General features: G+C 72.5%; 19 protein-coding genes. 10 read left to right on the top strand and 9 right to left on the bottom strand.

What is annotated here, in order from left to right; genetic code table 11:
• The first annotated feature begins 109 nt into the window (after positions 1–109).
• Positions 110–1285, top strand: a complete 1176-nt coding sequence (locus ACTVZO_RS21115; RefSeq protein ID WP_443299876.1) for a DUF418 domain-containing protein — start codon at positions 110–112, stop codon at positions 1283–1285.
• Here the strand turns inward: ACTVZO_RS21115 and ACTVZO_RS21120 are convergent.
• Together ACTVZO_RS21120 and ACTVZO_RS21125 are read right to left on the bottom strand one after the other, a co-directional pair.
• Positions 1278–1619, bottom strand: a complete 342-nt coding sequence (locus ACTVZO_RS21120) for a protease inhibitor I42 family protein (RefSeq protein WP_443299877.1) — start codon at positions 1617–1619, stop codon at positions 1278–1280. The two genes, ACTVZO_RS21115 and ACTVZO_RS21120, sit on opposite strands and share 8 nt — an antisense overlap.
• Positions 1620–1634: 15 nt before the next feature.
• Complete coding sequence (locus ACTVZO_RS21125) at positions 1635–3515, bottom strand: C1 family peptidase (RefSeq protein WP_443299878.1); 1881 nt, start codon at positions 3513–3515, stop codon at positions 1635–1637.
• A gap of 492 nt (positions 3516–4007) precedes the next feature.
• Between ACTVZO_RS21125 and ACTVZO_RS21130 the strand changes: the two genes are divergently transcribed.
• Together ACTVZO_RS21130 and ACTVZO_RS21135 are read left to right on the top strand one after the other, a co-directional pair.
• Positions 4008–4169, top strand: a complete 162-nt coding sequence (locus ACTVZO_RS21130; RefSeq protein WP_443299879.1) for a hypothetical protein — start codon at positions 4008–4010, stop codon at positions 4167–4169.
• Between the two features lie 82 nt (positions 4170–4251).
• Positions 4252–4671, top strand: a complete 420-nt coding sequence (locus tag ACTVZO_RS21135) for a PPOX class F420-dependent oxidoreductase (RefSeq protein WP_443299880.1) — start codon at positions 4252–4254, stop codon at positions 4669–4671.
• A 77-nt stretch (positions 4672–4748) separates the two neighbouring features.
• On the opposite strand, the gene ACTVZO_RS21140 is transcribed toward ACTVZO_RS21135, so the two are convergent.
• From ACTVZO_RS21140 to pdhA, 6 genes are all read right to left on the bottom strand, one after another.
• On the bottom strand, positions 4749–7526 hold the full coding sequence (locus tag ACTVZO_RS21140; protein ID WP_443299881.1) for a PKD domain-containing protein: 2778 nt from the start codon (positions 7524–7526) through the stop codon (positions 4749–4751).
• Positions 7527–7691: 165 nt separating this feature from the next.
• The gene (locus tag ACTVZO_RS21145) at positions 7692–8456 is read right to left on the bottom strand and encodes a hypothetical protein (RefSeq protein WP_443299882.1); all 765 of its coding nucleotides are present in this window, start codon (positions 8454–8456) and stop codon (positions 7692–7694) included.
• Positions 8457–8482: 26 nt separating this feature from the next.
• Positions 8483–9418 (bottom strand): GNAT family N-acetyltransferase, encoded by a 936-nt coding sequence (locus ACTVZO_RS21150; RefSeq protein WP_443299883.1) that lies wholly within the window; start codon positions 9416–9418, stop codon positions 8483–8485.
• 128 nt (positions 9419–9546) lie between these two features.
• Complete coding sequence (locus tag ACTVZO_RS21155) at positions 9547–10983, bottom strand: dihydrolipoamide acetyltransferase family protein (RefSeq protein WP_443299884.1); 1437 nt, start codon at positions 10981–10983, stop codon at positions 9547–9549.
• 12 nt (positions 10984–10995) lie between these two features.
• On the bottom strand, positions 10996–11976 hold the full coding sequence (locus ACTVZO_RS21160; RefSeq protein ID WP_443299885.1) for an alpha-ketoacid dehydrogenase subunit beta: 981 nt from the start codon (positions 11974–11976) through the stop codon (positions 10996–10998).
• A gap of 5 nt (positions 11977–11981) precedes the next feature.
• On the bottom strand, positions 11982–13181 hold the full coding sequence (pdhA, locus tag ACTVZO_RS21165) for a pyruvate dehydrogenase (acetyl-transferring) E1 component subunit alpha (protein WP_443299886.1): 1200 nt from the start codon (positions 13179–13181) through the stop codon (positions 11982–11984).
• Positions 13182–13506: 325 nt separating this feature from the next.
• Here pdhA and ACTVZO_RS21170 point away from each other — a divergent pair, with 325 nt between their 5' ends.
• Together ACTVZO_RS21170 and ACTVZO_RS21175 are read left to right on the top strand one after the other, a co-directional pair.
• Positions 13507–14169 carry a response regulator gene (locus ACTVZO_RS21170; RefSeq protein WP_384215185.1) on the top strand — a complete coding sequence of 221 codons (663 nt, stop codon included), beginning with the start codon at positions 13507–13509 and terminating at the stop codon, positions 14167–14169.
• A 152-nt stretch (positions 14170–14321) separates the two neighbouring features.
• The gene (locus ACTVZO_RS21175; protein ID WP_443299887.1) at positions 14322–14738 is read left to right on the top strand and encodes a pyridoxamine 5'-phosphate oxidase family protein; all 417 of its coding nucleotides are present in this window, start codon (positions 14322–14324) and stop codon (positions 14736–14738) included.
• Positions 14739–14828: 90 nt separating this feature from the next.
• On the opposite strand, the gene ACTVZO_RS21180 is transcribed toward ACTVZO_RS21175, so the two are convergent.
• Complete coding sequence (locus tag ACTVZO_RS21180; RefSeq protein WP_443299888.1) at positions 14829–16373, bottom strand: protein kinase domain-containing protein; 1545 nt, start codon at positions 16371–16373, stop codon at positions 14829–14831.
• A 261-nt stretch (positions 16374–16634) separates the two neighbouring features.
• Here ACTVZO_RS21180 and ACTVZO_RS21185 point away from each other — a divergent pair, with 261 nt between their 5' ends.
• The 5 genes from ACTVZO_RS21185 (at position 16635) to ACTVZO_RS21205 (ending at position 23388) form a co-directional block, all read left to right on the top strand.
• On the top strand, positions 16635–18302 hold the full coding sequence (locus tag ACTVZO_RS21185; protein WP_443299889.1) for a protein kinase domain-containing protein: 1668 nt from the start codon (positions 16635–16637) through the stop codon (positions 18300–18302).
• Positions 18303–18492: 190 nt separating this feature from the next.
• On the top strand, positions 18493–19035 hold the full coding sequence (locus ACTVZO_RS21190) for a hypothetical protein (RefSeq protein ID WP_443299890.1): 543 nt from the start codon (positions 18493–18495) through the stop codon (positions 19033–19035).
• Between the two features lie 97 nt (positions 19036–19132).
• On the top strand, positions 19133–19789 hold the full coding sequence (locus ACTVZO_RS21195) for a PadR family transcriptional regulator (RefSeq protein ID WP_443299891.1): 657 nt from the start codon (positions 19133–19135) through the stop codon (positions 19787–19789).
• 21 nt (positions 19790–19810) lie between these two features.
• Positions 19811–20551: an ABC transporter ATP-binding protein gene (locus ACTVZO_RS21200; protein ID WP_443299892.1), complete on the top strand. Its 741-nt coding sequence runs from the start codon at positions 19811–19813 to the stop codon at positions 20549–20551.
• Positions 20548–23388, top strand: a complete 2841-nt coding sequence (locus ACTVZO_RS21205; protein WP_443299893.1) for an FtsX-like permease family protein — start codon at positions 20548–20550, stop codon at positions 23386–23388. Before ACTVZO_RS21200 ends, ACTVZO_RS21205 begins: the two co-directional genes overlap by 4 nt.
• Positions 23389–23471: the final 83 nt, after the last annotated feature.

Here is a 23471-nt window from a genome sequence, read left to right on the forward strand (position 1 = left end):
GTGTACAGCCTTGTCGCGTCTCGGCATCCGAGACTGCATCGAAGGATGTAGCCCGGGTTCGTCCGCCGGCACGACGTACGGGGCCGCGCGCGCCGGGGACGCTGGATCCATGGCCGACACCCTGACCACCGTCCCGGTGAGCCGTACCTCCGCCCGGCTCCCCCTCCTCGACGTCCTGCGCGGCGCCGCCATCCTCGGCACGCTCATGACCAACGTGTGGATCTTCGCCTCGCCCGGCTCCGAGTGGGGCGTGCTCCAGGGCGGGCTGGGCACCCCGGATCCGGTCGCCCACCCCACGGCCGCGAACATCGCCGAGAGCGTCTTCCGCTTCCTGGCGGACGGCAAGTTCCTGGCCCTGCTGACGGTCCTGTTCGGGGTCGGCCTGGCCATCCAGTACGACTCCGCCGTCCGCCGCGGCCGGCCCTGGCCCGGCCGCTACCCGCGGCGCGCCGCGTTCCTCTTCGTCGAGGGCACCGTGCACTTCGCGCTCGTCTTCGCCTGGGACGTGCTGATGGGGTACGCCGTCACCGCCCTCCTCGTCGCCTGGCTGCTCGCCCGCTCCGAGAAGGTCCGCCGGCGCGCCATGTGGACGGCCGCCGCCGTGCACCTGGCCCTGCTCGCCCTGCTGACGCTCGCCGTCCTGGGCACCGCGGGCGGCCCGTCGAAGGGGCCGGACGCGGCCGCCGTCGAGCTGTACGCCCGAGGCGGCTACGGCGAGCAGATCGCCTTCCGGCTGGAGAACGCGGCCGTCCTGCGCATCGAGCCCGTCTTCTCCTTCGCCCTGCTCGTCTTCCTCTTCCTGCTCGGCGTCCGGCTGCACCGCGCGGGTGCCTTCACCGACACCGGCGCAGGCCGCCGCATCCGGGCCCGGATGGCCGCCTGGGGCCTGGGCCTCGGGCTGCCCCTGAACGCCGCGACCGCCCTCGGCGGAGACGCCTTCTTCCTCCTGGGCCGCTACGGGGCCGCGCCGCTCCTCGCCGTCGGCTACATCGGCCTGATCGGCATCGCCCTGGACCGGCTGTGGGTCCCCCGGCCCGTCGCCACCGCCCTCGGCTCCATCGGCCGCACCGCCCTGACCTGCTACGTCGCCCAGAACCTGCTGTGCATGCTGCTCTGCTACGGCTTCGGGCTGGGCCTGGCCGCCGAGCTCGCCGGCACCGGCCCCTGGTGGGTGATGGGGCTGTGGGCGGGCGTCGGGCTGACCCTGGCCGCCGGGTCGTGGCTGTGGCTGCGCCGCTTCGACCGGGGGCCGCTGGAGTCCGTACAGCGGTTCGTGCTCAGGTGACCTCCGCCTCCGCCTCCACCTCCACCTCCAGGACGAACTCGTCGTACGGGGCCTGGTCCGGGTAGGGCGGCCGGATCTGCGCGAAGCGGATCCGGGCCCGGCCGCCGCCCGGGGCGAGGCCCCGTACGGCGTACGCGCGCTCCACCGCCGCCCCCGGGACCGGACCCTCCTCCGGGCCGCCCGCAGCGCCCGGCGGCGCCTGCGCCTCGGACACCGCCACCACGTCCGCGTCCCCGGTGACCTGCCAGGTCCACACGTATCCGCGCGCCCCGCGCCCGGTCAGCCGCAGCTCGTACGTCTCACCGGGGCTCAGCACGACGCTCCGTACCTCCACGCGCGTCAGGTCCTCTCAGCCGGGGCCGATCACCGCGCCCTCGTGCCAGCCGTCCCCGTCCCGCCAGTAGTGCTGGAGCAGACGGTCGGTGCGCAGCACGATCACCTCCAGGTTGAACCCGAAACTGCCCTGGAGCATCCCGGTGACCGCCCGGACCTCGCGCCCGAAGACCGCGCCGCGGCTCCACCCGGAACCGCTCGCGTTGCCCCGCCACCAGTGCTCGACGCGCCCGCCGGCAACGGCCACGCACAGCTCGTAGTTCCCGGCGGTGTCCTCGTCCACGGCCCCGTACTGCGCCTCGATCAGGCAGGGCGCGGAGACCGCCGCGGCGCCGAAGACCTCACCCGCCCGCCAGACGAAGCCGTTCGCGTCGTCCCGCCACCACAGCTGCATCGCGCCGTCGTCGCGGACGGCGACCAGGTCGAGGCGGCGGGAGCGGGTCTGGACGAGGGCGGGCCCGTAGTGGGCGATGCCGGAGGCGAAGTGGCCGCCGTCGTTCCAGGTCCAGGGGGCGCCGTTGATCCGCCACCAGTGGTTCAGCCGGCCGTCGGCGGTCCGCACGACCACCTCGAAGTTGCCCGGCTTGCCGTAGTCGCTCTGGATGAAGGCCGGGGTCGAGCCGACGGCCGCGTCGCCCGGGCCGAACGCGCCGCCGTCGCGCCAGACGCCGGCGGACTGCTCGTAGTACCAGTGGCGCAGCCGGCCGCCGGTGGTCACGTGCAGGGACTCCATGTTCCGGTTGTAGGTGGTGCCGGTGAACGCGGGCGGGCCGGAGGCGTCGTTCGCGAAGGTGCCCGCGCGGGCCCACGCGAAGGGGGCGTCGCCCTCGCGCCACCAGTGCTGGAGGCGCCCGCCGCCGGCCCGCGCGAGCAGCTCGAAGTTGCGGTGGGCGCGGCCGTTGCCGCTCTCGTAGACGTTGCCGGTGTGCAGGCGGCGCTTGCTCCACGGGTCGATGTTGGTGCCGCGCAGGCCGCACTTGGCCCAGTAGTCGATGTTGACCTCGCCGTAGGCGATCCGGCCGTAGCCGCCGACGTGGTAGCCGGTGCCCCAGGAGTTCTTGAACAGCCAGCATCCCGCCGCGTCGTCGTAGCCGACGATCAGCACGCAGTGGCCGCCCGCGAGCCGTTCGCCCGTGCGGTGGTAGACCCCGGCGCCGAGGGCGAAGAAGTCGTCGTACACGTCGAAGCAGGCGGTCAGCGGGCCGACGGTGTCCAGCCAGACCTTCTGCTGCTCGACGTCGCCGAGGCGGACGTAGTCGGTGATGCGGACGGTCCGGCCCGAACGGTCCCAGCTGGGCGTGTACTCGGCGCGCCAGGCCTCGCGCCGGGCGGCGGGCAGCCCCGCGGGCGGGGTGCTGTACGGCCAGCAGTCCGGGTCGGCGAGCCCGCCGTTGCCCCTGATCCAGTCCAGTGCGGTCTCGGGGTTGCTGCCCTGCCCGCAGCTGAACCTGAGCCCGTCGTGGACATCGCCCTCGGAACGCTCCGCCCAGACGCAGTGCTCGATGCGGGCCATGGACTCCACCAGGCCGGCCGCGCCGAAGGCCCAGCAGGAGCCGCACGGGTTCTGGTCCTTCACCTTGGTGATCCAGGACCGGCCCCAGCGGCTGCGCCAGTCGACGGCGGCGGGCCGCGCGCCCGCCCTCGTGCCGGGGAGCAGCCCGTGGGCGGCCCGGCGCCGGCTGAGGTGCGGATTGCCGCTCTCGTGTCCGATGAGCGCCCGCAGGTCGATGCCCCGTACGGCCTCGGCGGGGGTCAGGTTCACCCCGGGCTCCAGGCCGAGCGAGGGCCGCGGCACGGGCTCCTCGTCGGCCAGGTGCTCCAGGACCGACCACCGCGCCCCGCGCTCCGCGAGCCGTGCCCGCAACTCCCCCGCGGTCTGGACAGATTCCTCCGGCATGGCGGCCCCCCAGCTGCACCCGTTCGGATCCCCGACGTGGGAGCGTCCCCCCGCGCCCGGGCCCCGTCAAGGGGGGCGGCGAGGTCGCGCGGTGGCACGAGGGGGGCTCCCCGCGGCGCCCGGTGTTAGCCCGTGCCGGTGAGCTCGGGGACATGCCCTCGGCTGTCAGCGCCGGGCGGAAGGCGCGTCCCGGCATCATCCGGAGCGCATCGCCGTCACGACCTGCCCCCGCCTCCCGGCCGAGAGGTCTGTCCCCATGCCCCGAAGCGCCCCGTGCGGTCCCCCCTCCCGGTCGTCCCGAAGCCGCCCCCCGCTGGGCGTACCGGGTGGCCGCCGCCGTGCTCCTCAGCCTGATCGGCCTGCCCGCGGCCGCGGCCCCGGCCCTCGCCGCGGATCCCGGCGCCGCGCGGGCCGTGGTCGGGGACATCGCGGAGTACCCGATCCCCGGGGGCAGCTCGCCCTCCGGCATCGCCGCGGGGCCCGGACGGCAACATGTGGTTCACCGAGGCCTTCGGCGACCGCGTCGGCAGGGTGGAGGTCGGCGCCGGTCCGCCGCGTGCCGACCTGGCGGTCGGGCTGCGCGCGCCGGGCACCCCCGATCCGAACGGGCGCAACGACACCGCCGTGGCGAAGACCCGGGTCACCGGCCGCTGAGCCACCACCGAACGGCGTGGTCGCACCCCGACTTCGTGTAGTCGGCGAGCGGAAAGGAGTACCGCCAACTAGCGTGACGCCCATGACTGTTGAGCTGAACGAGGCCGTGCGCGGCCTGCTGGACGCGCCGCATCCCGCCGTCCTGTCGACCATCAACCCCGACGGGAGCCCGCAGAGTTCCGTGGTCTGGGTGTCCCGCGAGGGCGGCGATCTGCTGATCTCCACCGAGCAGGGCCGCCGCAAGGAGCGCAACATCGCCCGCGACGGACGGGTCGGCCTCACGGTCTTCGACCTGGCCAACCCCTTCGTCTACGCCGAGATCCGCGGCACGGCCACCATCGCCGAGGACGCCGGCCGCGCGGTCGCCGTCCGCATCGCGGAGGAGTACCTCGGCCCGGGCGCCGGCAAGGAGTACCGGGACGCCCCGGCCGACACCGTCCGCGTGGTCGTCCGCGTCACCCCGACCAGGGTCCTGGGCAACGCGGCGCGCGCCGACGGCTGAGGCGCCGGGACACGGCCGGAGCCCCGGCCTCCGCGGGTGCGGGGGCCGGGGCTCCGGTGTGTGCGCCGTCGGTACGGCTAGGCCGGCGTGAAGTAGCCGAGCAGGTCGGCGATCACGTGGTTGCTTCCGCCCCAGCTGTTGAAGACGCTGACCTTGCCGTCCCCGACCGGGGTCGTGACGTGGTTCGGGACGGTCAGGCCGGGCAGCGTGTTGAGGCTGCTCGCGTCCGTGCGCGGCGTACCGAAACCGTGGACGGTCAGGAAGCCCGGACCGGTGGTGTCGGTCGCGGTCACGTTCAGCACCGCGCCGATCGCGGCCGCCGGCAGGCCCGCCACGGTCGTGGTCGCGCCCGGCGCGACCTTGCCCGTGGCTCGGGTGTCGGCGAGGCGCTTGGCCGGGACCGGGGTGAACAGGGCCTTGCCGTCCTTGCCGTAGTAGCCGACCGCGTCGACGACCAGGTGCGTGGAACCGGCGTTGTTGTAGAGGGTGATCGTCCCGTCCGGCCCCACCGGGACGATGGCCTGGTTGGACTTGTCCTTGCCCGGCTCGGGGTTCAGGTTCGAGGTCGCCGGGCGGTTGGCCGGGTCCGGGTAGGCGATGACGTGCGTGTCCGACGTCGCCCCGGTGCCCGTCAGGTTCAGCGCGACGGCCTTGGCGTCTGCCGGGATGCCGCCCACGCCCGCGACCTTGACGGTACGGGTGGCGCCGGAGCCCAGCGCGCCGCCCGAGGTACGGGTGTCGGAGAGGCGGGCCGGGGTGACGGGGCTGAACCGCTCGCCCGCGTTGGGCTGGTAGTAGCCGACGAAGTCCACGATCACGTGGGCCTGGCCGGAGTTGAGCCGCACGAACACCCAGCCGATGTCGTTGACGGGGACGGTCACCGTGTTCGACGAGGTGCCGCCCTTGCGGACGTTGACGTTCGACGTGGCCGGACGCTCCTCGCGGGTCGGCGACAAGCTGAGGTGCGTGTCCTGCGTGGCCTCGGTGAGGGTGACGTTGAGGACCGCCGCGGACATGCCGGCCGCGGTCGAGTTCCCCGTCGTGAGGCCGAGCGGCATGGTGACGACGGCGGGGTCGCCGCCCTTCAGGGGGCCGCCCCAGCCGCGGGTGTCCTGCAGGCGGTAAGGGGTGACGGCCACGTATCCGGACGGCGCGTAGTCCACGCGCACGGTCTGGGTGGCCGTGACGGTGCCGCCCTTGGTGTCGACGAGCTTGACCGTCACCTTGTAGTCGCCGGGCTTCTGGTAGGTGTTCCGGACGCTGGTCGTGGCCCCGTTGTTCGAGGACCAGCCTTCACCGAAGTCCACCTCCATGTTCTCCACCGGCCACGGCGTCAGCGACGCCGAGGCGTCGAAGACGTAGGTCAGCGGAGCGACGCGCTCCTGCGTGTCACCCGCGGGCGGCAGGACCTGCGACGCGGTGAAGGAGGCCGTGCCGGGACCCGCCGGGGTCGCCTTGACCGTCTTCTGTGTGGTGGCCGTGCGGCCCTCGGCGTTGACCCCCGTCACCTTCACGGCGTAGTCGCCCGGCTTGCCGTAGACGTGCTTGGCCACACCGTTCATGCCGTCGCCCTGCCGGGTGACGACCGGCTGCGAGCCGTCGCCGAAGTCGACGCGGTAGCTCATCGTGGTCGGCCAGCGGCTGTCGGAGACCGCCTGGACCTGCACCTCGGTCCCCACCGGCGCCCAGGGCTGGTCGATCGTCATCCACACCGCGGTCATGTGGTCGCGGACCTCGTAGGCTCCGCGGTCGAGGTAACCGCCGTCCTTCCCGGTGTTGGGCGTGAGCGGGTCGTCCAGGACCGGGACGCCCTCCAGGTCGGTGGGCAGCACGCCCGGCGCCGTGGCGTCGGCGGAGTCGATGACGGGGGAGCCCTCCCCCGTGTGGACGTCGTCGGACGTCGGGGTGAGGATGTCGTGCGCGCCCTGGCCGGTGGCGGCCCGGAAGGACGCGAGGTCCTTGTACGTGGTGCCGGACCAGCTGTAGGGCACCGGGTTGTCGGCGTTCTTGTTGCCGACGACGAGGTTGTAGTCGGCGCGGATGCCCTGCGTGGCGCTCTGGGACACCAGGACGGCGTTGCGCGGATCGGCGGCGGCCGTGCACTCGGCGGCGCCGCCCGCGGTCCAGATCACGTTGTTGAAGAGCGCGGCTCCGGTCGTGGCCCCGGTGACCGACAGGCTCGCCGCACAGTACCCGTAGACCGTGTTGTTGGTGACGACCGTGCCGGGTGCGTCCACCGCGGCGACCGCCGGGACGGTCGCGCCCGAGATCTCGTTGCGGCCGAGCACCGTGTTCCGGGCACCGCCGTCGATCCGGACGCCGGCCATCCAGCTGCGGGTGAGGCGTACGTCCGTGCTTCCCTCGCCGACCCGCACGGAGGCGGCGCCGGGCACCCTCCTGGTCTGGACCCGGTCCAGCTCCACGTCGTGGGAGCCGTTGATCCGGATTCCGGTGCCGAAGTACAGGTCGCGCAGCACCACGTGGGAGGCACCGCTGATCACGACCGGGCCCTTGCCCGAGCTCAGAAGCGCCGGGTTCTCGTCCCCCTGCACGTCGGACACGAAGCCGATCGGTTTGCCCGGCTCGCCGGAGCGGTTGATGGTGACGGCCTCGGTGTACACCTTGCCCGGCTTGATCCGTACGGTCTGGCCCGGGAGCACGGCCTTGGCCGCGGCCGCGATCGTGCAGTACGGGACGGCCTTCGTACCTGCTCCGGAGTCGGAGCAGTTCGAGCCGTCCTGGTTGTTCACGTAGAGGGAGGCCGGGTTCTCGGCGGCGGCCGCGGCGCCGGCCGGAACACCGAGGAGAGTGACGAGACCTGCGGTCAGCAGGACCGTCGCGCGAGTGGGACGCACCAGAAGGGTTTCCTTCATCGAAGAGGTCATTTCAAGCCATCTCGGGCGCGGCGCCGCACGACTGGTAGATGTTCTGTTTCCCCCAGCGTCAGTCGGGCGCACGCAAACCCACGAAGACGAGGATCATCATCCATTGGCCGAAAGCCGATGTCACGTCCTTTGGTGCTACGGCAGTCCCGGCCGCACCGCCGACCACGCGTCGACCGCCTCCGCCACGGGATCGCCGTCCGTCAGGTACGGGCGTACGAGGGCCATCCGGGCGATCAGGATCTTGACGGTGCGCAGGTGCACGATCCGCGGGCGCGGCAGATCGCGCCAGGTGCGGGCCTCCTCGGCCGCCTGCCCCGGGGTCAGGTCGATCAGCGCGAGCAGCTCCCGGCACAGGGCCGCCGGGTCGCCGCCGCGGTCCGGTCCGAACTCCCGGATCAGGTAGCCCCGTACGGCCGCCGGCTCGGCCCCGCGGGCCGGCCCGTCCGTCCCCTCGGCCCGCGCGCAGCGGTAGGCCGCGGCCAGCGCCACCCGGCCCCACCGCAGCCGGACGGGCTCCGGCACCAGCTCGTCCCGCATCCACCCCGCCGCCAGGCCGAGCAGCGCCCGCGGATGGGGCTCGTCGCCCAGCGGCGGGCCCGTGGCCAGCCACTCCTCCAGCTCCTCCAGGGAGTGCCCGTCCGGCGGGACCGAGGTCAGCACCTGGCCCCGGCTGAGCAGCGCGACCACGGCGCCCGTGAGGTGCACCTTCGCGACGTGTCCGGCGTCGAAGGAGCCGACGGTGCGGCCGTACCGCTCGATGCGGCGCAGCCCGAGGCGCAGCTCGCCCACGGCGTAGACCTGGCCGGCCCGCGCCACCCCGCCGACGCAGCGGACCACGCACACCCCGCCCGTGACGTCGGCCTCCTCGACGGAGTACACCTGCAACTCGGCTATCGGCACGCCGGGAGGCTACCGGGTCCGTGCCCTCAGCGTGACGGGCCTTCCAGGACCAGGCGGATCTCCGTCACCTCGTACCCGGCCCGGTCGAAGGCGGCGGCCATCGGGACGTTGACGGCGTCGGTGGTGGCGGTGATGCGCTCGGCGCCCGCGGCGGCGTGGAAGCGGGTGATCTCGGCCAGGACCTCGTCGATCAGGCCCCGGCCGCGCTGCTCCGGTACGACGCCCAGGTAGCCCACGTTGCGGTGGTAGGGCGTCGCCGAGGGGATGGCCATCCCGGCGAGGGTGCCGTCCGGGAGCTCGGCGATCCGCCACCAGGAGCGCTCGCCGGGGCAGTCGCGGTAGAAGGCGAAGTCCTCACGGGCCAGCTGCTCGGCGTCCATCAGCTCCAGTTCGTGCCGCGTGGCCAGGTCGAGGCTGTCCTGGGAGAGCCGGACGAAGGCGTCGAGCACCTCCTCGTCGGTGCCCTCGCGGAAGACGAGCCGGCCGGTGGGCTCCGCCGTCCCGGCGGCTGGGGTCCACTCGTAGCGCAGGCGCTCGATCTCGCGCGTCAGCCCGGTCCGGTGCGCGGCCTCCTGGCGCCAGGCGACGGCCGCGGCCAGCTCCGGGTCGGCGCGCCAGCCGCGGGGCAGGGAGATGTTGTAGCCCGGGAGCGCGCCGAAGGCGGCGTGGCCGGCGTCCAGCAGTCCGGCGGCGACCCCGGCCGGGTCGGCCGCCCCGGCTCCCACCTGGAGGCAGTCGAGCGCGATCGGCTGCTCGCTGTCGGCCCGGCCCCACCACAGGGCGCGGGCCAGGATCCGCCCGCCCTCGTCCTCGGCGGTCCAGATCCACTCGGGCCTGATCCGGTTTCCGGCGAGCTCCTCACGGATCTTCTCGGCGGTCAGTGCGGGGACGGGGCCGTCGGCCGGGTGGGCGACGGCGCGGTCCAGTTGTGCGGGGTCTGCGGTGGCAGCGCGAAAGAACATCCGCAGATGATCACACGGGGTGCACCGCGCGGACCAGGGCTTTCCCACCCCGCCGGACGCCGGCAGGGCGGGAAGCCGACGGCCGGCCTCCTCGGGGAGACCGGCCGCCGGCTTCGTGCTCGTGTCCGCTACGACCAGGTGACCAGCCGGCGGGGGTGCTCCAGGACCGCCGCGATGTCCGCGAGGAACTTGGAGCCGAGCTCGCCGTCGATGAGCCGGTGGTCGAACGACAGCGCCAGGGTGGTGACCTGACGGGGCTTCACCTTGCCCTTGTGGACCCACGGCTGGAGCTTGATCGCGCCGACCGCGAGGATCGCGGACTCGCCCGGGTTCAGGATCGGCGTACCGGTGTCGACGCCGAAGACGCCGACGTTGGTGATGGTGATGGTGCCGTTCTGCATGTCGGCCGGGGAGGTCTTGCCCTCGCGGGCCGTGGCGACCAGCTCGGACAGGGACGTCGACAGCTCGCCGAGCGACTTGGCGTGGGCGTCCTTGATGTTCGGGACGATCAGCCCGCGGGGGGTGGCCGCCGCGATGCCCAGGTTGACGTAGTGCTTGAGCACGATCTCCTGGGCCGCCTCGTCCCAGGACGCGTTGACGTCCGGGTTGCGGCGGATGGCGATCAGCACCGCCTTGGCGATGAGGAGCAGCGGGTTGATCCGCAGTCCCGCCAGGTCCGGGTCGTCCTTGAGCTCCTGGACCAGCTTCATCGTGCGGGTCACGTCGAGCGTGATGAACTCGGTGACGTGCGGCGCGGTGAAGGCGGAGCCGACCATCGCCTGGGCGGTGACCTTGCGGACGCCCTTGACCGGGATACGGGTCTCCCGGGACGAAGCCTGGACGGCCGGGGCCGGGACCGCGGCGGTCACGGCCGGAGCCGTGGCCTGCGCCGCCACCGGGACCGGCGCGGCCTGCGGGGCGATCGCCGCGGCGGCCGCCGCGTGGACGTCCTCCCGGGTCACGACCCCGCCGTCGCCGGTGGGGACGACGACGGCCAGGTCGATGCCGAGGTCCTTGGCGAGCTTGCGCACCGGCGGCTTGGCCAGCGGGCGCTCAGCGGCCGCGTGCCCGTTGCCGTTCACGGCCGGGGCGGCCGGAGCCGCCGGGGCCGCCGGGGCGGGGATCACCGGAGCCGCGGCAGCCGCCGGAGCGGTGCCGTTCTGCGCGGGCGCGCCCGCCGGAGCCTTGCGCGGGCGGCGCTTGGTGGAGGCGGTGGAGACCCCGTAGCCGACCAGGACGGGCTGGCGCGCCTCGGGGGCCGCCTGCTCCGGCTCGGCGGCGGCCGGGGCCGCCTCCTGGGCCGGGGCCCCGGCGGCCTCGGCCGGGCCGGTCTGCACCGAGATGATCACCTGGCCGACGTCGACCGTGGTGCCCTCCTCGAAGAGGAGGGCGTGCACGACGCCGTCGAACGGGATCGGCAGTTCCACGGCGGCCTTGGCGGTCTCCACCTCGCAGACGACCTGGCCGTCGGTGACCGTGTCACCGGGCTGGACGTACCACTTGAGGATCTCGGCCTCGGTGAGGCCCTCGCCCACATCGGGCATCTTGAATTCGCGGATGGTCATGAACGTGGCTCCTCAGAACGCCAGCGAGCGGTCGACGGCGTCGAGCACCCTGTCCAGGCCCGGCAGGTACTCGTCCTCCAGGCGGGCCGGCGGATAAGGGGCGTGGAAGCCGCCCACGCGCAGGACCGGCGCCTCCAGGTGGTAGAAGCACCGCTCCGTGATGCGGGCCGCGATCTCCGCGCCCACACCCAGGAACACCGGCGCCTCGTGGACGACCACGAGCCGGCGGGTCTTCTCCACCGAGGCCTGGATCCCGTCGAAGTCGACCGGGGACATCGACCGCAGGTCGACGACCTCCACCGACTTGCCCTCCTCGGCGGCCGCGGCCGCCGCCTCCAGGCAGACCTTCACCATCGGACCGTAGGCGGCCAGGGTGAGGTCGGAGCCCTCGCGGGCCACGCGCGCCTTGTGCAGCTCGTACGGAATGGCCTCGGTGTCGACCTCGCCCTTGTCCCAGTAGCGGCGCTTCGGCTCGAAGAAGATCACCGGGTCGTCGCTGAGGATCGCCTGCTGGAGCATCCAGTACGCGTCGCTCGCGTTCGACGGCGAGACCACCTTGAGGCCCGGCACGTGCGCGAAGAGCGCCTCCGGGGACTCGCTGTGGTGCTCGACCGCGCCGATGCCGCCCGCGTAAGGGATACGGATGACGACCGGCATCTTGATCTTGCCCAGGGCGCGCGCGTGCATCTTGGCGAGCTGCGTGACGATCTGGTCGTAGGCCGGGAAGACGAACCCGTCGAACTGGATCTCGACGACCGGCCGGTAGCCGCGCAGCGCGAGGCCGATGGCCGTGCCGACGATGCCCGACTCGGCGAGCGGGGTGTCGATGACCCGCTCTTCGCCGAAGTCCTTCTGCAGTCCGTCGGTGATGCGGAAGACGCCGCCCAGCTTGCCGACGTCCTCACCCATGATCAGGACCTTGGGGTCCGTGTCCAGGGCCTTGCGCAGCGACTCGTTGAGCGCCTTCGCGATCGACATCTTCTCGATGGCCATGGTGGTCACTCCCCACCCTCGAAGGACGACAGGTACGCGGCGAACTGCGCGCGCTCCTCGTCGACGAGCGCGTGCCCGTCCGCGTAGACGTTCTCGAAGATCGCCATGGTGTCCGGGTCGGGCATGGCGCGCACGACCTCGCGCACGCGCTTGCCCAGCGCCTCGCTCTCCGCCTCCAGGCCCTCGAAGAAGGCCTCGTCGGCGCCGCCGGTGGCCAGCAGGTGGGCCTTCAGGCGCAGGATCGGGTCCTTGGCCTCCCAGGCCACGGTCTCCTCGTCCCGGCGGTACTTGGTCGGGTCGTCGGAGGTGGTGTGCGCGCCCATCCGGTACGTGAACGCCTCGACCAGGGTCGGGCCCTCTCCCCGACGGGCCCGGTCCAGGGCCCAGCGGGTGACCGCGAGGCAGGCGAGGACGTCGTTGCCGTCGACACGGACGCCCGGGAAGCCGAAGCCCTGCGCGCGCTGGTAGAGCGGCACGCGCATCTGGCGCTCGGTCGGCTCGGAGATCGCCCACTGGTTGTTCTGGCAGAAGAACACCACGGGCGAGTTGTAGACGGCGGAGAAGTTGAAGGCCTCCATCACGTCGCCCTGGCTGGACGCGCCGTCGCCGAAGTAGGCGATGACCGCGGAGTCCGCGCCGTCCTTGGCCACACCCATCGCGTAGCCGGTCGCGTGGAGCGTCTGCGAGCCGATGACGATCGTGTAGAGGTGGAAGTTGTTGGTGGTGGGGTCCCATCCACCGTGGTTCACACCGCGGAACATGCCGAGCAGGTTGGTCGGGTCGACCCCGCGGCACCAGGCCACTCCGTGCTCGCGGTAGGTCGGGAAGACGTAGTCCTCGTCGTTCAGGGCGCGGCCGGAGCCGATCTGGGCGGCCTCCTGCCCGAGCAGCGAGGCCCACAGGCCCAGCTCGCCCTGGCGCTGCAGGGCGGTGGCCTCGCCGTCGAAGCGGCGGGTCATGACCATGTCGCGGTACAACCCGCGCAGGTCCTCGGTGGTGATGTCGGCGACGAAGGGGGCGAATTCCGCGTTGTCCGCGTCGTCGACCCGGACCCCTTCTGGCGTCAGCAGCTGTACGAGCTGAGGTTCGGCGTTCTGCGTCTGCGCGGTGGCAGCGGTGGGCTTGGCGGCGTTTGCCGCGCCTGCCGCCCGCTTGGTGCCGCTGCTGCGTCGCGGCTTGCGCGCGGCAGTGCTCTCCACGGTCACGTGTGCTCCTCCGTCGGTCCGGCACCCGGGTTCTCCGGGGTCCAGTGCGGCTCACCTGAACCTGTACCCGCGCACGGGGTGGGTGCGCGCTGTGTACGGGATTCAGGCGTGACAGGTGCCCCGGCGAGTGCCCTGCGCAATGCACGTTACCCAGTGCGCCGCATATCTGCGAAACCCCGTTTGACCTGGGATTTTGCTTGGATTTCCAAGTAAATCCGCCGGCGCGGGAACAACCACTGGTCACAGCCTTGCAGGGGCCGGGAACAACGGCACGTTATCCCGGGTAACTCCGGCAGGGAAGGGGTGAGTGTGTGAAACTGACTTCGTGCGCGAAGACGGAAAAATCAAGGTATTCCTCCTGGACGACCACGAAGTGGTACGTCGGGGTGTCCATGAGCTGTTGTCGGTCGAAGAGGACATCGAGATCGTCGGCGAGGCCGGTACGGCCGCCGACGCCCTGGTCCGCATTCCGGCCACTCGCCCCGACGTCGCCGTCCTCGACGTCCGCCTGCCCGACGGCAGCGGCGTAGAGGTGTGCCGCGAGGTGCGCTCCCAGAACGAGGACATCAAGTGCCTGATGCTGACCTCGTTCGCCGACGACGAGGCACTGTTCGACGCGATCATGGCCGGCGCCTCGGGCTACGTCCTCAAGGCGATCCGCGGCAATGAGCTGCTCAGCGCCGTACGGGACGTGGCGGCGGGCAAGTCGCTGCTGGACCCCGTGGCCACCGCGCGGGTGCTGGAGCGGCTGCGCGACGGCAAGAACGGAAAGGGGGACGACCGCCTCTCGAACCTCACCGAGCAGGAGCGGAAGATCCTCGACCTGATCGGCGAGGGCCTGACCAACCGCGTCATCGGCGAACGGCTGCACCTCGCCGAGAAGACGATCAAGAACTACGTGTCGAGCCTGCTCTCCAAGCTGGGCATGGAGCGCCGCTCGCAGGCCGCCGCCTACGTGGCCCGCCTGCAGGCCGAGAAGCGCAACTGACGGTAGCCGGCGCCGGGTGACCGGTGACACACGGTGACGCCCCGTGGTCGCATGATTCCACGGGGCACATGGTTTCATTCGGGACCAACGTCCCCGATCATCGGGGCGGCCTCCTCTTTCCGGCCGATTGCCGGTGTCGGAGAGTGGACTGCATGTCCCCAGAGGAGCTCCACGCCATCGAACTGCTGCGCCGCGTGCCGTACGGCAGGGTCGCCACCAGCATGCGCGCGCTGCCCTTCCTCGCCCTCGCCCGCCACATCGTGGTGGACGGCAAGGTGGTCCTGAGAATGCACTCCGGCTTCGGCTACCACCAGGCGTGCAACGGGAGCGTGGTCGCCTACGGGGCGGACAACTTCAATTCCGGAGACCCGCGGCTGTGGTCCGTCCAGTTCACCGGGACCGCACAGATCGTCGAACCGACCAACGCGGAACTGGAGCTTTTCGGTCCGGGTCCGCATTTCGTCGACGGAGCGGTCTTCGACCCGGTCTACATGCGGATCGAACCGCAGTTCGTCACCGTGCACGCCCTTGCCGGAAATCCGGACCGGCAGTACCAGCACGCGCTCTGACACCGGCACCGGCACGGGAACGGGAACGGGAACGGGCCCGGCGGAATTGATTCCGCCGGGCCCGTCCGCGTACGCGGGTCGTCCCCCGGGTCATTCCTCCAGGAGTCCGCCGCCCGTCTCTACCGGCTTGGACGGCGAGGACGACGGGGACTTCGACGGCGAGGACGACGGCGACTTCGACTGCGACGGGGAGGTCGACGGAGAGGTCGACGGGGACGTCGAGGGCGTGGGGGACTGGCTGTAGGACTGCGACGGGCGGCGGCTCGGGGTGTACGTGGGCTCGCTGTGCGAGGGCGAGCTGTCCTGGCTCGGCTGCGACGGCGTGGTCGACGGCGTGGTCTGCGTACTGGACTGGCCGGAGGGGCTCGTGACGGGCGTCGTGGGAGTGTCGCCGCCGCCCTTGGAGCCCACGCTGTTGACGGCGTACGCCACACCGCCGGCCACTGCGATGATCGCCAGCACCGCGAACAGCCACATCTTCCAGCGGCTCCCGCCGCGGTCCTCGTAACCGTCGTAGCCGCCGCCGTGGCCGCCCTGGCCGTTGCCGCCGCCGCCCGGGAAGGCGGAACCGTCGTCGGGGTTCAGCGGCGGCACCATCGGCTGCTGGAACTGCGACGTCGAGGCGTGCGTGGAGTAGTTCGGCTGCCCGCCGTTCCCGCCGCCCACGGGCATGGCCGTGGTGGCCGCCGCCCCGCCCCGCCCGTGCGGCAGCGCCATGGTGACCGGGCCGGTGTTCCAGGTGCCGGTGTTCGGACCCTGGTCGTGGAGCATCTGGAGCGCGTACTGGACCAGCCCGCGCATCTCCTCGGCGCTCTGGAACCGGTCGTCCGGGTCCTTGGCCAGCGACCGCATGACCAGGCCGTCGAGCTCCTGCGGGAGGTGACGCCCCTCCGGCAGCTGCGAGGGGGGCACGGGCGCGTCCTGCACGTGCTGGTAGACCACCGACAGCGGGGTCTCGCCGGTGAACGGGGGCCGCAGCGCGAGCAGTTCGTACAGCAGGCAGCCGGTCGCGTACAGGTCGGAGCGGTGGTCCACGGCCTTGCCGAGGGCCTGCTCGGGCGACAGGTACTGCGGGGTGCCCATGACCATGCCGGTCTGGGTCATCGTCGACTGCACGCCGTGCAGGGCGCGGGCGATGCCGAAGTCCATCACCTTGACCGCGCCGGTGTCCGTGATGATGACGTTCGCCGGTTTGATGTCGCGGTGCACGATTCCGTGCTGGTGCGAGTACGCGAGCGCCTCGAGCACGCCCGAGGTGATGATGAGCGCCTGCTCGGGGCCCGGGGCCTCGGCGCTGATCAGCAGGTCGCGGATGGTGCGGCCCTCGACGAGCTCCATCACGATGTACGGGACGGTGTTCGGGCCGACCCGGTCCTCGCCCGAGTCGTACACGGCGACGACGGCGTGGTGGTTGAGCCCGGCGACGGACTGCGCCTCGCGCGTGAAACGGGCCTTGGACACCGGGTCTTCGGCCAGGTCGGCGCGGAGCAGCTTCACCGCCACGGTGCGCCCCAGGCGCACGTCCTCCGCGGCGAACACCTCGGCCATACCGCCGCGTCCGAGCCGGTGCGTCAACCGGTACCGGCCGTCTCCCACCAGGCCGCCGGCGCCCCAGTGCTCAGGACCATCGGCCATCCCGGCGCCGTTTCCCTCGGGTTCGGGTGCCATCAGTCCTCGCCGTCGTCTCTCTCGGCCGCCGCTCAGCGGTGTCCTCTGCCCTGGTGTTCCGATGAACGCTACAGCCTCGGAACCGGTCACCGTTCGGACAAGGGCGACCGTGGTCGCGTGGTCACGGAACGGGCACCTGGCTTGACGTGTGCTTGCCCTCCGGCAGACTGGGCGCGACATGCGCTCAGCCAGAGGCGTAGGGACACATCCCGAGGGGAAGCAACAGTCATGAGCCAGGACGGCACTCAGGGCCAGTACGCGGGCGGCTCTCTGGCCGGTGGCCGTTACCAGCTAAGGGACTTGCTGGGTGCGGGAGGCATGGCCTCGGTGTACCTGGCGTACGACTCGGCGCTCGACCGGCAGGTCGCCATCAAGACGCTGCACAGCGATCTCGGCCGCGAGCAGTCCTTCCGCGAGCGATTCCGCCGCGAGGCCCAGGCTGTTGCCAAACTGTCGCACACGAACATCGTCTCGGTCTTCGACACCGGCGAGGGCGAGGTAACGTTCGCCGGCTCGGGCGCGGCGGACGCCGCCGTGATGCCGTACATCGTCATGGAGTACGTGGAGGGGCAGCCGCTCGGCTCGGTGCTCGAGGCGGACATCCGGCAGTACGGGGCGATGCCCGCGGACAAGGCGCTGAAGGTGACGGCCGACGTGCTGGCCGCGCTGGAGACCAGCCACGAGATGGGCCTGGTCCACCGCGACATCAAGCCCGGCAACGTGATGATGACCAAGCGCGGCGTGGTCAAGGTGATGGACTTCGGCATCGCCCGGGCCATGCAGTCGGGGGTCACCTCGATGACGCAGACCGGCATGGTCGTCGGCACCCCGCAGTACCTGTCGCCCGAGCAGGCGCTGGGGCGCGCGGTCGACGCCCGCTCCGACCTGTACTCGGTCGGCATCATGCTCTTCCAGCTGCTGACCGGCCGGATCCCCTTCGACGCGGACTCGCCGCTGGCCATCGCGTACGCCCACGTACAGGAGGAGCCGGTCGCCCCGTCCTCCGTCAACCGGTCGGTGACCCCGGCGATGGACGCGCTGGTGGCGCGGGCCCTGAAGAAGAACCCGAACGAGCGCTTCCCCACGGCCGCGGCCATGGGTGACGAGATCGCGCGCATCCTGGGGGCGGGCCAGACCGGGGCTCCGGCCATCGTCCCGGGTGCCACGACCGGCGGCAGCGGCGCGGGCGTGGCCTCGGCCGTGTTCCCGCCGGTGGACTCCGGCTTCCAGGCACCGCCGCAGTCGCTGCAGCACCCGTACCAGGCGCCCCACACGCCCGCGCCCTCCCCGTACGCCCCGACGCCCGCCCCGCAGCCGCAGGCGCACGCCCAGGGCGGATACGCGTACCCGCACACGCCCCCGCCGCAGCAGCAGTACGCGCCCTCGACCCCGCCGCCGTACACGATCTCCCCGACGAGCGCCCCGGCCCAGGCCGGGAACGGCGGCAAGCGGAACATGCCGGTGGTCGTGGGCGCGGTCGCGGTGGCCCTGCTGGCGGTCGGCGGCCTGATCACCGCGATCGCCCTGAACGGCAACGAAAAGGACAAGGGCGGCGACGAGGCGAGCCCGGGCTCCTCGACGTCCGCGTCCGGATCCGCCAAGCCCGGGTTCAAGGGGCCGGACCCCACGCGCACGATCGACCCGAAGAAGTGCAAGGAGCCGACGAAGCACTACAGCGAGGCGGGCAAGTACCAGGCGCCGGACCTGCGCTACAAGAACCTGCTCTCCGTGAAGGAGTGCATCCAGGCCTCGGGCGGCAAGTACAAGATCGTCTACAAGGACGAGGCCGTGTACGGCCAGGACATGGTGCTGGAGCAGAGCCCGCAGCCCGACGACAAGATCGAGAAGGAGGGCACGGAGTACACGCTGACCGTGTCCAGCGGCAACCCGGGCTGATCCCCCGTCCGGGCCGTCCCGCTCCCGGCACCCCTCCCGGCCCCCTCCCGCGCAACACACCGGTATCCCGGGCACCTCGATGAGGAGCCCGGGATGCCGCTTTTGCCCCACTATGTAAATCTGAGCGAGACATCCTGGCCTCCCCGGATCCCGTCCGGGGGGACCCCCCGCGGGACGGGAGGGGCACCCCGTGATCCAAGGCTTCCGTCCGCGGCGCTGGCCGGCCTGCGCCGTGCTGGCCGCCGCCGCGCTCGCCTCCCTCGCCCCCGCACACGCCCTGGCCCTCGCACCCGCACACGCCCTGGCCCTCGCACCGGCCCCGCACGCCGCCGCACCCGCCGCCGCACCCGCCGCCGCGACGCCCGCCCGGGGACCGCACCCCGAGGGGCCCGACGCCGCACCGGAGAGGCCCCGCGACGGACTCGCCGGCAGCGCCGCCGGAGCCGGCCGGCCGCGGCCGGGCAGGCCCGTCACCGAGTCCGCCGACCCGGAGATGCTGGTGGCCTCCCGCCCGCTGCCCGCACGGCCGCTCCCCGAACGGCCCGAGCGCCCCGAACGGCCCGAGCCGCCGCGGATCGCGCCGACCCCGCCCGCGGTGATCGGCGCCCTCGGCACCGAAACGAACGGCCGGGCCGCCGACCTGGCCGCCCACATACTGCCGCTGGGCACCGGATTCGCCCTGATGGGGGTCGGTCTGGGCTACCTCGGCATGCGGCTGCGCAAGGGCCTGTAACCCCACCGCGAGTACGGCACCGGCAGCGGCCTCCCCCTTCCGGCGTACGCCCCGCGGTGGTTGCCGAGGGTGAACCTACTGGGTATACATACTCGGTATGTCGATCCGCCACGGGCTACTGGCCCTGCTCGAACGGGGTCCTCGGTACGGCTCGCAGCTGCGCACCGAGTTCGAATCCCGGACCGGTTCCACCTGGCCGCTCAACGTCGGGCAGGTGTACACCACCCTCGCCCGGCTGGAGCGCGACGGACTGGTCGCCCCCGGCGGCGAGGACGCCGCCGGGCACACGCTGTACGCCATCACCGATGACGGACGGGCCGAGCTGCGCCAGTGGTACGAACGGCCCGTCGACCGCACCAACCCGCCCCGCGACGAGCTGTCGATCAAGCTCGCCATGGCCGTGGGCGCACCCGGCGTGGACATCCGCGCCGTCATCCAGTCCCAGCGGCACGCCACGATCAAGGCGATGCAGGACTACACCCGGCTCAAGGCCACCGCGCTCGCCGCGATCGAGGGCGGACAGTCCCACGAACGCGACGACGTGGCCTGGCTGCTGGTGCTGGAACAGCTGATCTTCCAGACCGAGGCCGAGGCCCGCTGGCTCGACCACTGCGAAGCCCGGCTCGTCCGGCTCTCCCGGCCGGCCGACGGGGGAGCCACCGAGCCCCAGCCACCCCAGGCCGCCGCAGGAGCCGAGTCTCCCGCCCCGACCACCATCAACCGGCCCCGCACCGCCCGCTCGCGGCGGGGCTGAACCACCGTCCGGAGACCTCTCATGCCTGACCAGCGTCAGAATCAGCCCGTGCTCCAGCTGGACCGACTCGTACGCACCCACGGCAGCGGCGCCACCGAGGTGCACGCCCTGCGCGGGATCAACCTCTCGGTATACCCCGGTGAACTCGTCGCCGTCATGGGCCCCTCCGGCTCCGGCAAGTCCACGCTGCTCACCCTGGCCGGCGGCCTCGACACCCCCACCAGCGGCCGGGTCGTCGTCGAAGGCACCGACATCACCACCGCCAACCGCAAGCAGCTGGCAGCCCTGCGCCGCCGCAGCATCGGCTACGTCTTCCAGGACTACAACCTCATACCCGCCCTCACCGCCGCCGAGAACGTGGCCCTGCCCCGCGAACTCGACGGCGTCTCCGCCCGCAAGGCCCGCGTCTCCGCCCTCGCCGCACTCGAGGAAATGGGCCTGGGACAACTCGCCGACCGCTTCCCCGACGAAATGTCCGGCGGCCAGCAGCAACGCGTGGCCATCGCCCGCGCCCTCGTCGGCGACCGCCGCCTCGTCCTCGCCGACGAACCCACCGGCGCCCTCGACTCCGAGACCGGCGAATCCGTACTCGCCCTGCTCCGCACCCGCTGCGACGCCGGCGCCGCCGGCGTCCTGGTCACCCACGAACCACGCTTCGCCGCCTGGGCCGACCGCGTCGTCTTCCTCCGCGACGGCAGCGTCGTCGACGAGACCCTGCGCAGCCACGCCGACTCCCTGCTCTCGGGGCAGGCCGCACAGTGATCTCCTGGTACCACTCCTGGATCGCGGCCATCCGCATAGCCCGCCGCGACGCCTGGCGCGCCAAGGGCCGCAGCATCCTCGTCCTCGCGATGATCGCCCTGCCGATCGTCGGGGTGAGCGCCGTCGACCTCACCGTGCGCAGCTCCCAGCTCTCCGTCGCGCAGAAACTCGACCGACGGCTGGGCGGCGCCGACGCGGAGATCGGGTCCTCCCCGGTCAACGCGCCGATCTACCAGAGCCCGAAGGGCGACCGCTACGCGCCGGTCGGCGGCTACGACAAGTACGTCCCGGGCGAGAAGGGCGACGAGGCCGACCCGCTGAAGGCCCTCCCGGCCGGCGCCAAGGTCGTCAAGGACACCGTCGGCCAGGCCAAGATCCGCACCACCCACGGGCTCCTCAGCACGGACCTGCGGGAGGTCGACACCGACGACCCGATGGTGAAGGACCGGATCACCCTCGACCGGGGACGGCTGCCCCGCGAGGCCGGCGAGATCATCGCCACCACCGCCTTCCTGGAGCAGTCCGGCTTCTTCGTCGGCTCCACCGTCACCCCGCGCGGCACGGACCTCTCGTACCGGATCGTGGGCGCCTACGAACTGCCCGACATGCTGGAGTCGGTCGAGGTCATCGCCAAGCCGGACACCCTGCTCACCCCCGTCGACAAGGCCCTGCGCGCCGCCGACGTGCCCGGGGTGCGGGCCGACGGCAAGTACCTCGTCAAGGTCGGCGGCGAAGGTTTCACGTGGAACATGGTCAAGGAGGCCAACGCCAAGGGCCTGCTGGTCGTCTCCCGGGCGGCAGCCCTGAACCCGCCCGCCGACTCCGACGTGCCGCTGTACGCGCAGGAGGGCAAGGACCCGTTCGGCATCAACGACGGGAACACCGCCGAGATGGCCGTCCTGGCCACCGTCGTGGGCCTGGCCATGCTCGAGATCTGCCTGCTCGCCGGACCCGCCTTCGCGGTCGGCGCCCGGCGCTCGCGCCGCCAGCTCGGACTGGTCGGCGCCAACGGCGGCGACCGCCGCCACATCCGGGCCATCGTGCTCTCCGGCGGCCTGGTCATCGGCGCCGCGGCCGCCGTCATCGGCACCGTCATCGGCATCGCCCTGACCCTCGCCCTCCGGCCGCTCCTCGAGAGCTACATGGGCGTGCGCTGGGGCGGGTTCGAGGTCCGGCCGCTGGAACTGCTGGGCATCGCCCTGCTGGCGGTCGTGACCGGCCTGCTGGCCGCCATCGCCCCCGCCGTCACGGCCTCCCGGCAGACCGTGCTGGCCTCGCTCACCGGGCGCCGCGGCGTGCGCCGCGCCAACCGCGTGCTGCCCGTCATCGGCCTCATCGCCGTCGCGGCCGGCGCCTCCATCGCCCTGTACGGGGCCGTGTCCGACATGGGCAGCCTGGTCGTCGCGGGCGGCAGCGCCCTCGCCGAGCTCGGCGTCGTCGCCCTCACCCCGGTCCTGGTCGGCCTCTTCGGGCGGATCGGCCGCTGGCTGCCGCTGTCGCCGCGGCTCGCGCTGCGCGACTCGGTGCGCAACCGGGGCCGTACGGCGCCCGCCGTCGCGGCCGTCCTCGCCGCCGTGGCCGGCACCGTGGCGGTGGCCACCTACCAGAACAGCCAGGACCTGCAGAACCGGCACGAGTACGTCGCCGAACTGCCCGGCCGGCACGGCATGGTCAGCGTCTCCGACAACAGCGCCCACAAGGAAGTGCCCGCCGTGCGCGAGGCATTGTCCAAGGAGTTCTCGCTGTCCGTACGGGCCGACGTGGACCGCGTCGTGGTCGGCCGGCCCGGCTGCGACTCGTTCTCGTCCGAAGCGGGCTGCGGGCGCGCCGAGCTCATCCAGCCCAAGGAACTCCGCTGCCCGCTGTTCGACCCGTCGAACCGGACCGCCGAGTTCACCGACGCGCAGCGCAAGGAGCTGCGCAAGGACTGGCGCTGCACGTTCTCCGGCCACTACACGCCGAACTCGGTGGTCGTCGCCGACGAGAAGCTGCTGACCGCGCTGGCCGTCACCGACCCCGGCACCGTCGCCGCGCTGAAGTCGGGCAAGCCCGTCTCCTTCACGAAGCAGAACGTGAAGGACGACAAGGTCACCCTGCGGATCATCACCGACACCGACGCGGCCGACGCCGCCCGCAGCAAGGGCCAGGAGGCGCCGGGCGAGGACAAGGTGCTGGCCGTGCACCAGGCTCCCGAGGGCGTCGAAGGCTGGGGCGTCGAGCTCGTGCTGCCGCCGGCCGCGGCCAAGACCGCCGGTCTGACCACCGCCCCCTTCGGCTCGTACTTCGCACTGGACGGGCTGCCGACCAGCGAGCAGCGCCAGGCGCTGGACGGGTTCTTCGACACGATGGGCGTGGACGCCGAGGTCAAGGTCGAGCAGGGCTACCAGGGCGACAACTCCATCGTGATGCTCGCGCTGGCCATCTTCGCGGGCCTGGTCACCATCGGCGCCGCCGGTATCGCCACCGGGCTGGCCCAGGCCGACGCCGAGGCCGACCTGAAGACGCTGGCCGCCGTCGGCGCCGCCCCGCGCGTGCGGCGCACCCTGAGCGGCTTCCAGTGCGGCGTGGTCGCCCTGATGGGCGTGGTCCTTGGGTCGGTGGCGGGTCTCCTGCCCGCGGTCGGCCTCCGGCTCACCGAAGCCCACGAGATGCGCAAGCGCCTGGAGGAGGGGTACTCGCTCGTGCTGGGCTCCACGACCAAGGAGGTCTACGTGCCGATCGCCGTGCCGTGGGAGACCCTCGGCCTGCTGCTGGTCGCGGTCCCGCTGGGCGCCGCACTGCTGGCGGCCCTGGTCACCCGTTCCAGCGGGGCACTGGCCCGGCGCGCCGCCGGATAGCCGGACAGCCGGACACACGCGGTAACCCCGTGCCTCCGTACAGGTTGGATCACGCCTGTACGGGGGCACACCGTGTGAGTACG

It is taken from the genome of Streptomyces sp. IBSNAI002 (assembly GCF_052244475.1).
Lineage (GTDB): Bacteria > Actinomycetota > Actinomycetes > Streptomycetales > Streptomycetaceae > Streptomyces.

Excerpts from the sequence above, each read along its gene's own strand:
- ACTVZO_RS21155 (WP_443299884.1), bottom strand. The coding sequence starts at position 10,983 with ATGACCATCCGCGAATTCAAGATGCCCGATGTGGGCGAGGGCCTCACC.
- ACTVZO_RS21135 (WP_443299880.1), top strand. The coding sequence starts at position 4,252 with ATGACTGTTGAGCTGAACGAGGCCGTGCGCGGCCTGCTGGACGCGCCG.
- ACTVZO_RS21160 (WP_443299885.1), bottom strand. The coding sequence starts at position 11,976 with ATGGCCATCGAGAAGATGTCGATCGCGAAGGCGCTCAACGAGTCGCTG.
- ACTVZO_RS21115 (WP_443299876.1), top strand. The coding sequence starts at position 110 with ATGGCCGACACCCTGACCACCGTCCCGGTGAGCCGTACCTCCGCCCGG.
- ACTVZO_RS21185 (WP_443299889.1), top strand. The coding sequence starts at position 16,635 with ATGAGCCAGGACGGCACTCAGGGCCAGTACGCGGGCGGCTCTCTGGCC.
- ACTVZO_RS21125 (WP_443299878.1), bottom strand. The coding sequence starts at position 3,515 with ATGCCGGAGGAATCTGTCCAGACCGCGGGGGAGTTGCGGGCACGGCTC.
- ACTVZO_RS21195 (WP_443299891.1), top strand. The coding sequence starts at position 19,133 with ATGTCGATCCGCCACGGGCTACTGGCCCTGCTCGAACGGGGTCCTCGG.
- ACTVZO_RS21130 (WP_443299879.1), top strand. The coding sequence starts at position 4,008 with ATGTGGTTCACCGAGGCCTTCGGCGACCGCGTCGGCAGGGTGGAGGTC.
- ACTVZO_RS21180 (WP_443299888.1), bottom strand. The coding sequence starts at position 16,373 with ATGGCCGATGGTCCTGAGCACTGGGGCGCCGGCGGCCTGGTGGGAGAC.
- ACTVZO_RS21200 (WP_443299892.1), top strand. The coding sequence starts at position 19,811 with ATGCCTGACCAGCGTCAGAATCAGCCCGTGCTCCAGCTGGACCGACTC.
- ACTVZO_RS21175 (WP_443299887.1), top strand. The coding sequence starts at position 14,322 with ATGTCCCCAGAGGAGCTCCACGCCATCGAACTGCTGCGCCGCGTGCCG.
- ACTVZO_RS21150 (WP_443299883.1), bottom strand. The coding sequence starts at position 9,418 with ATGTTCTTTCGCGCTGCCACCGCAGACCCCGCACAACTGGACCGCGCC.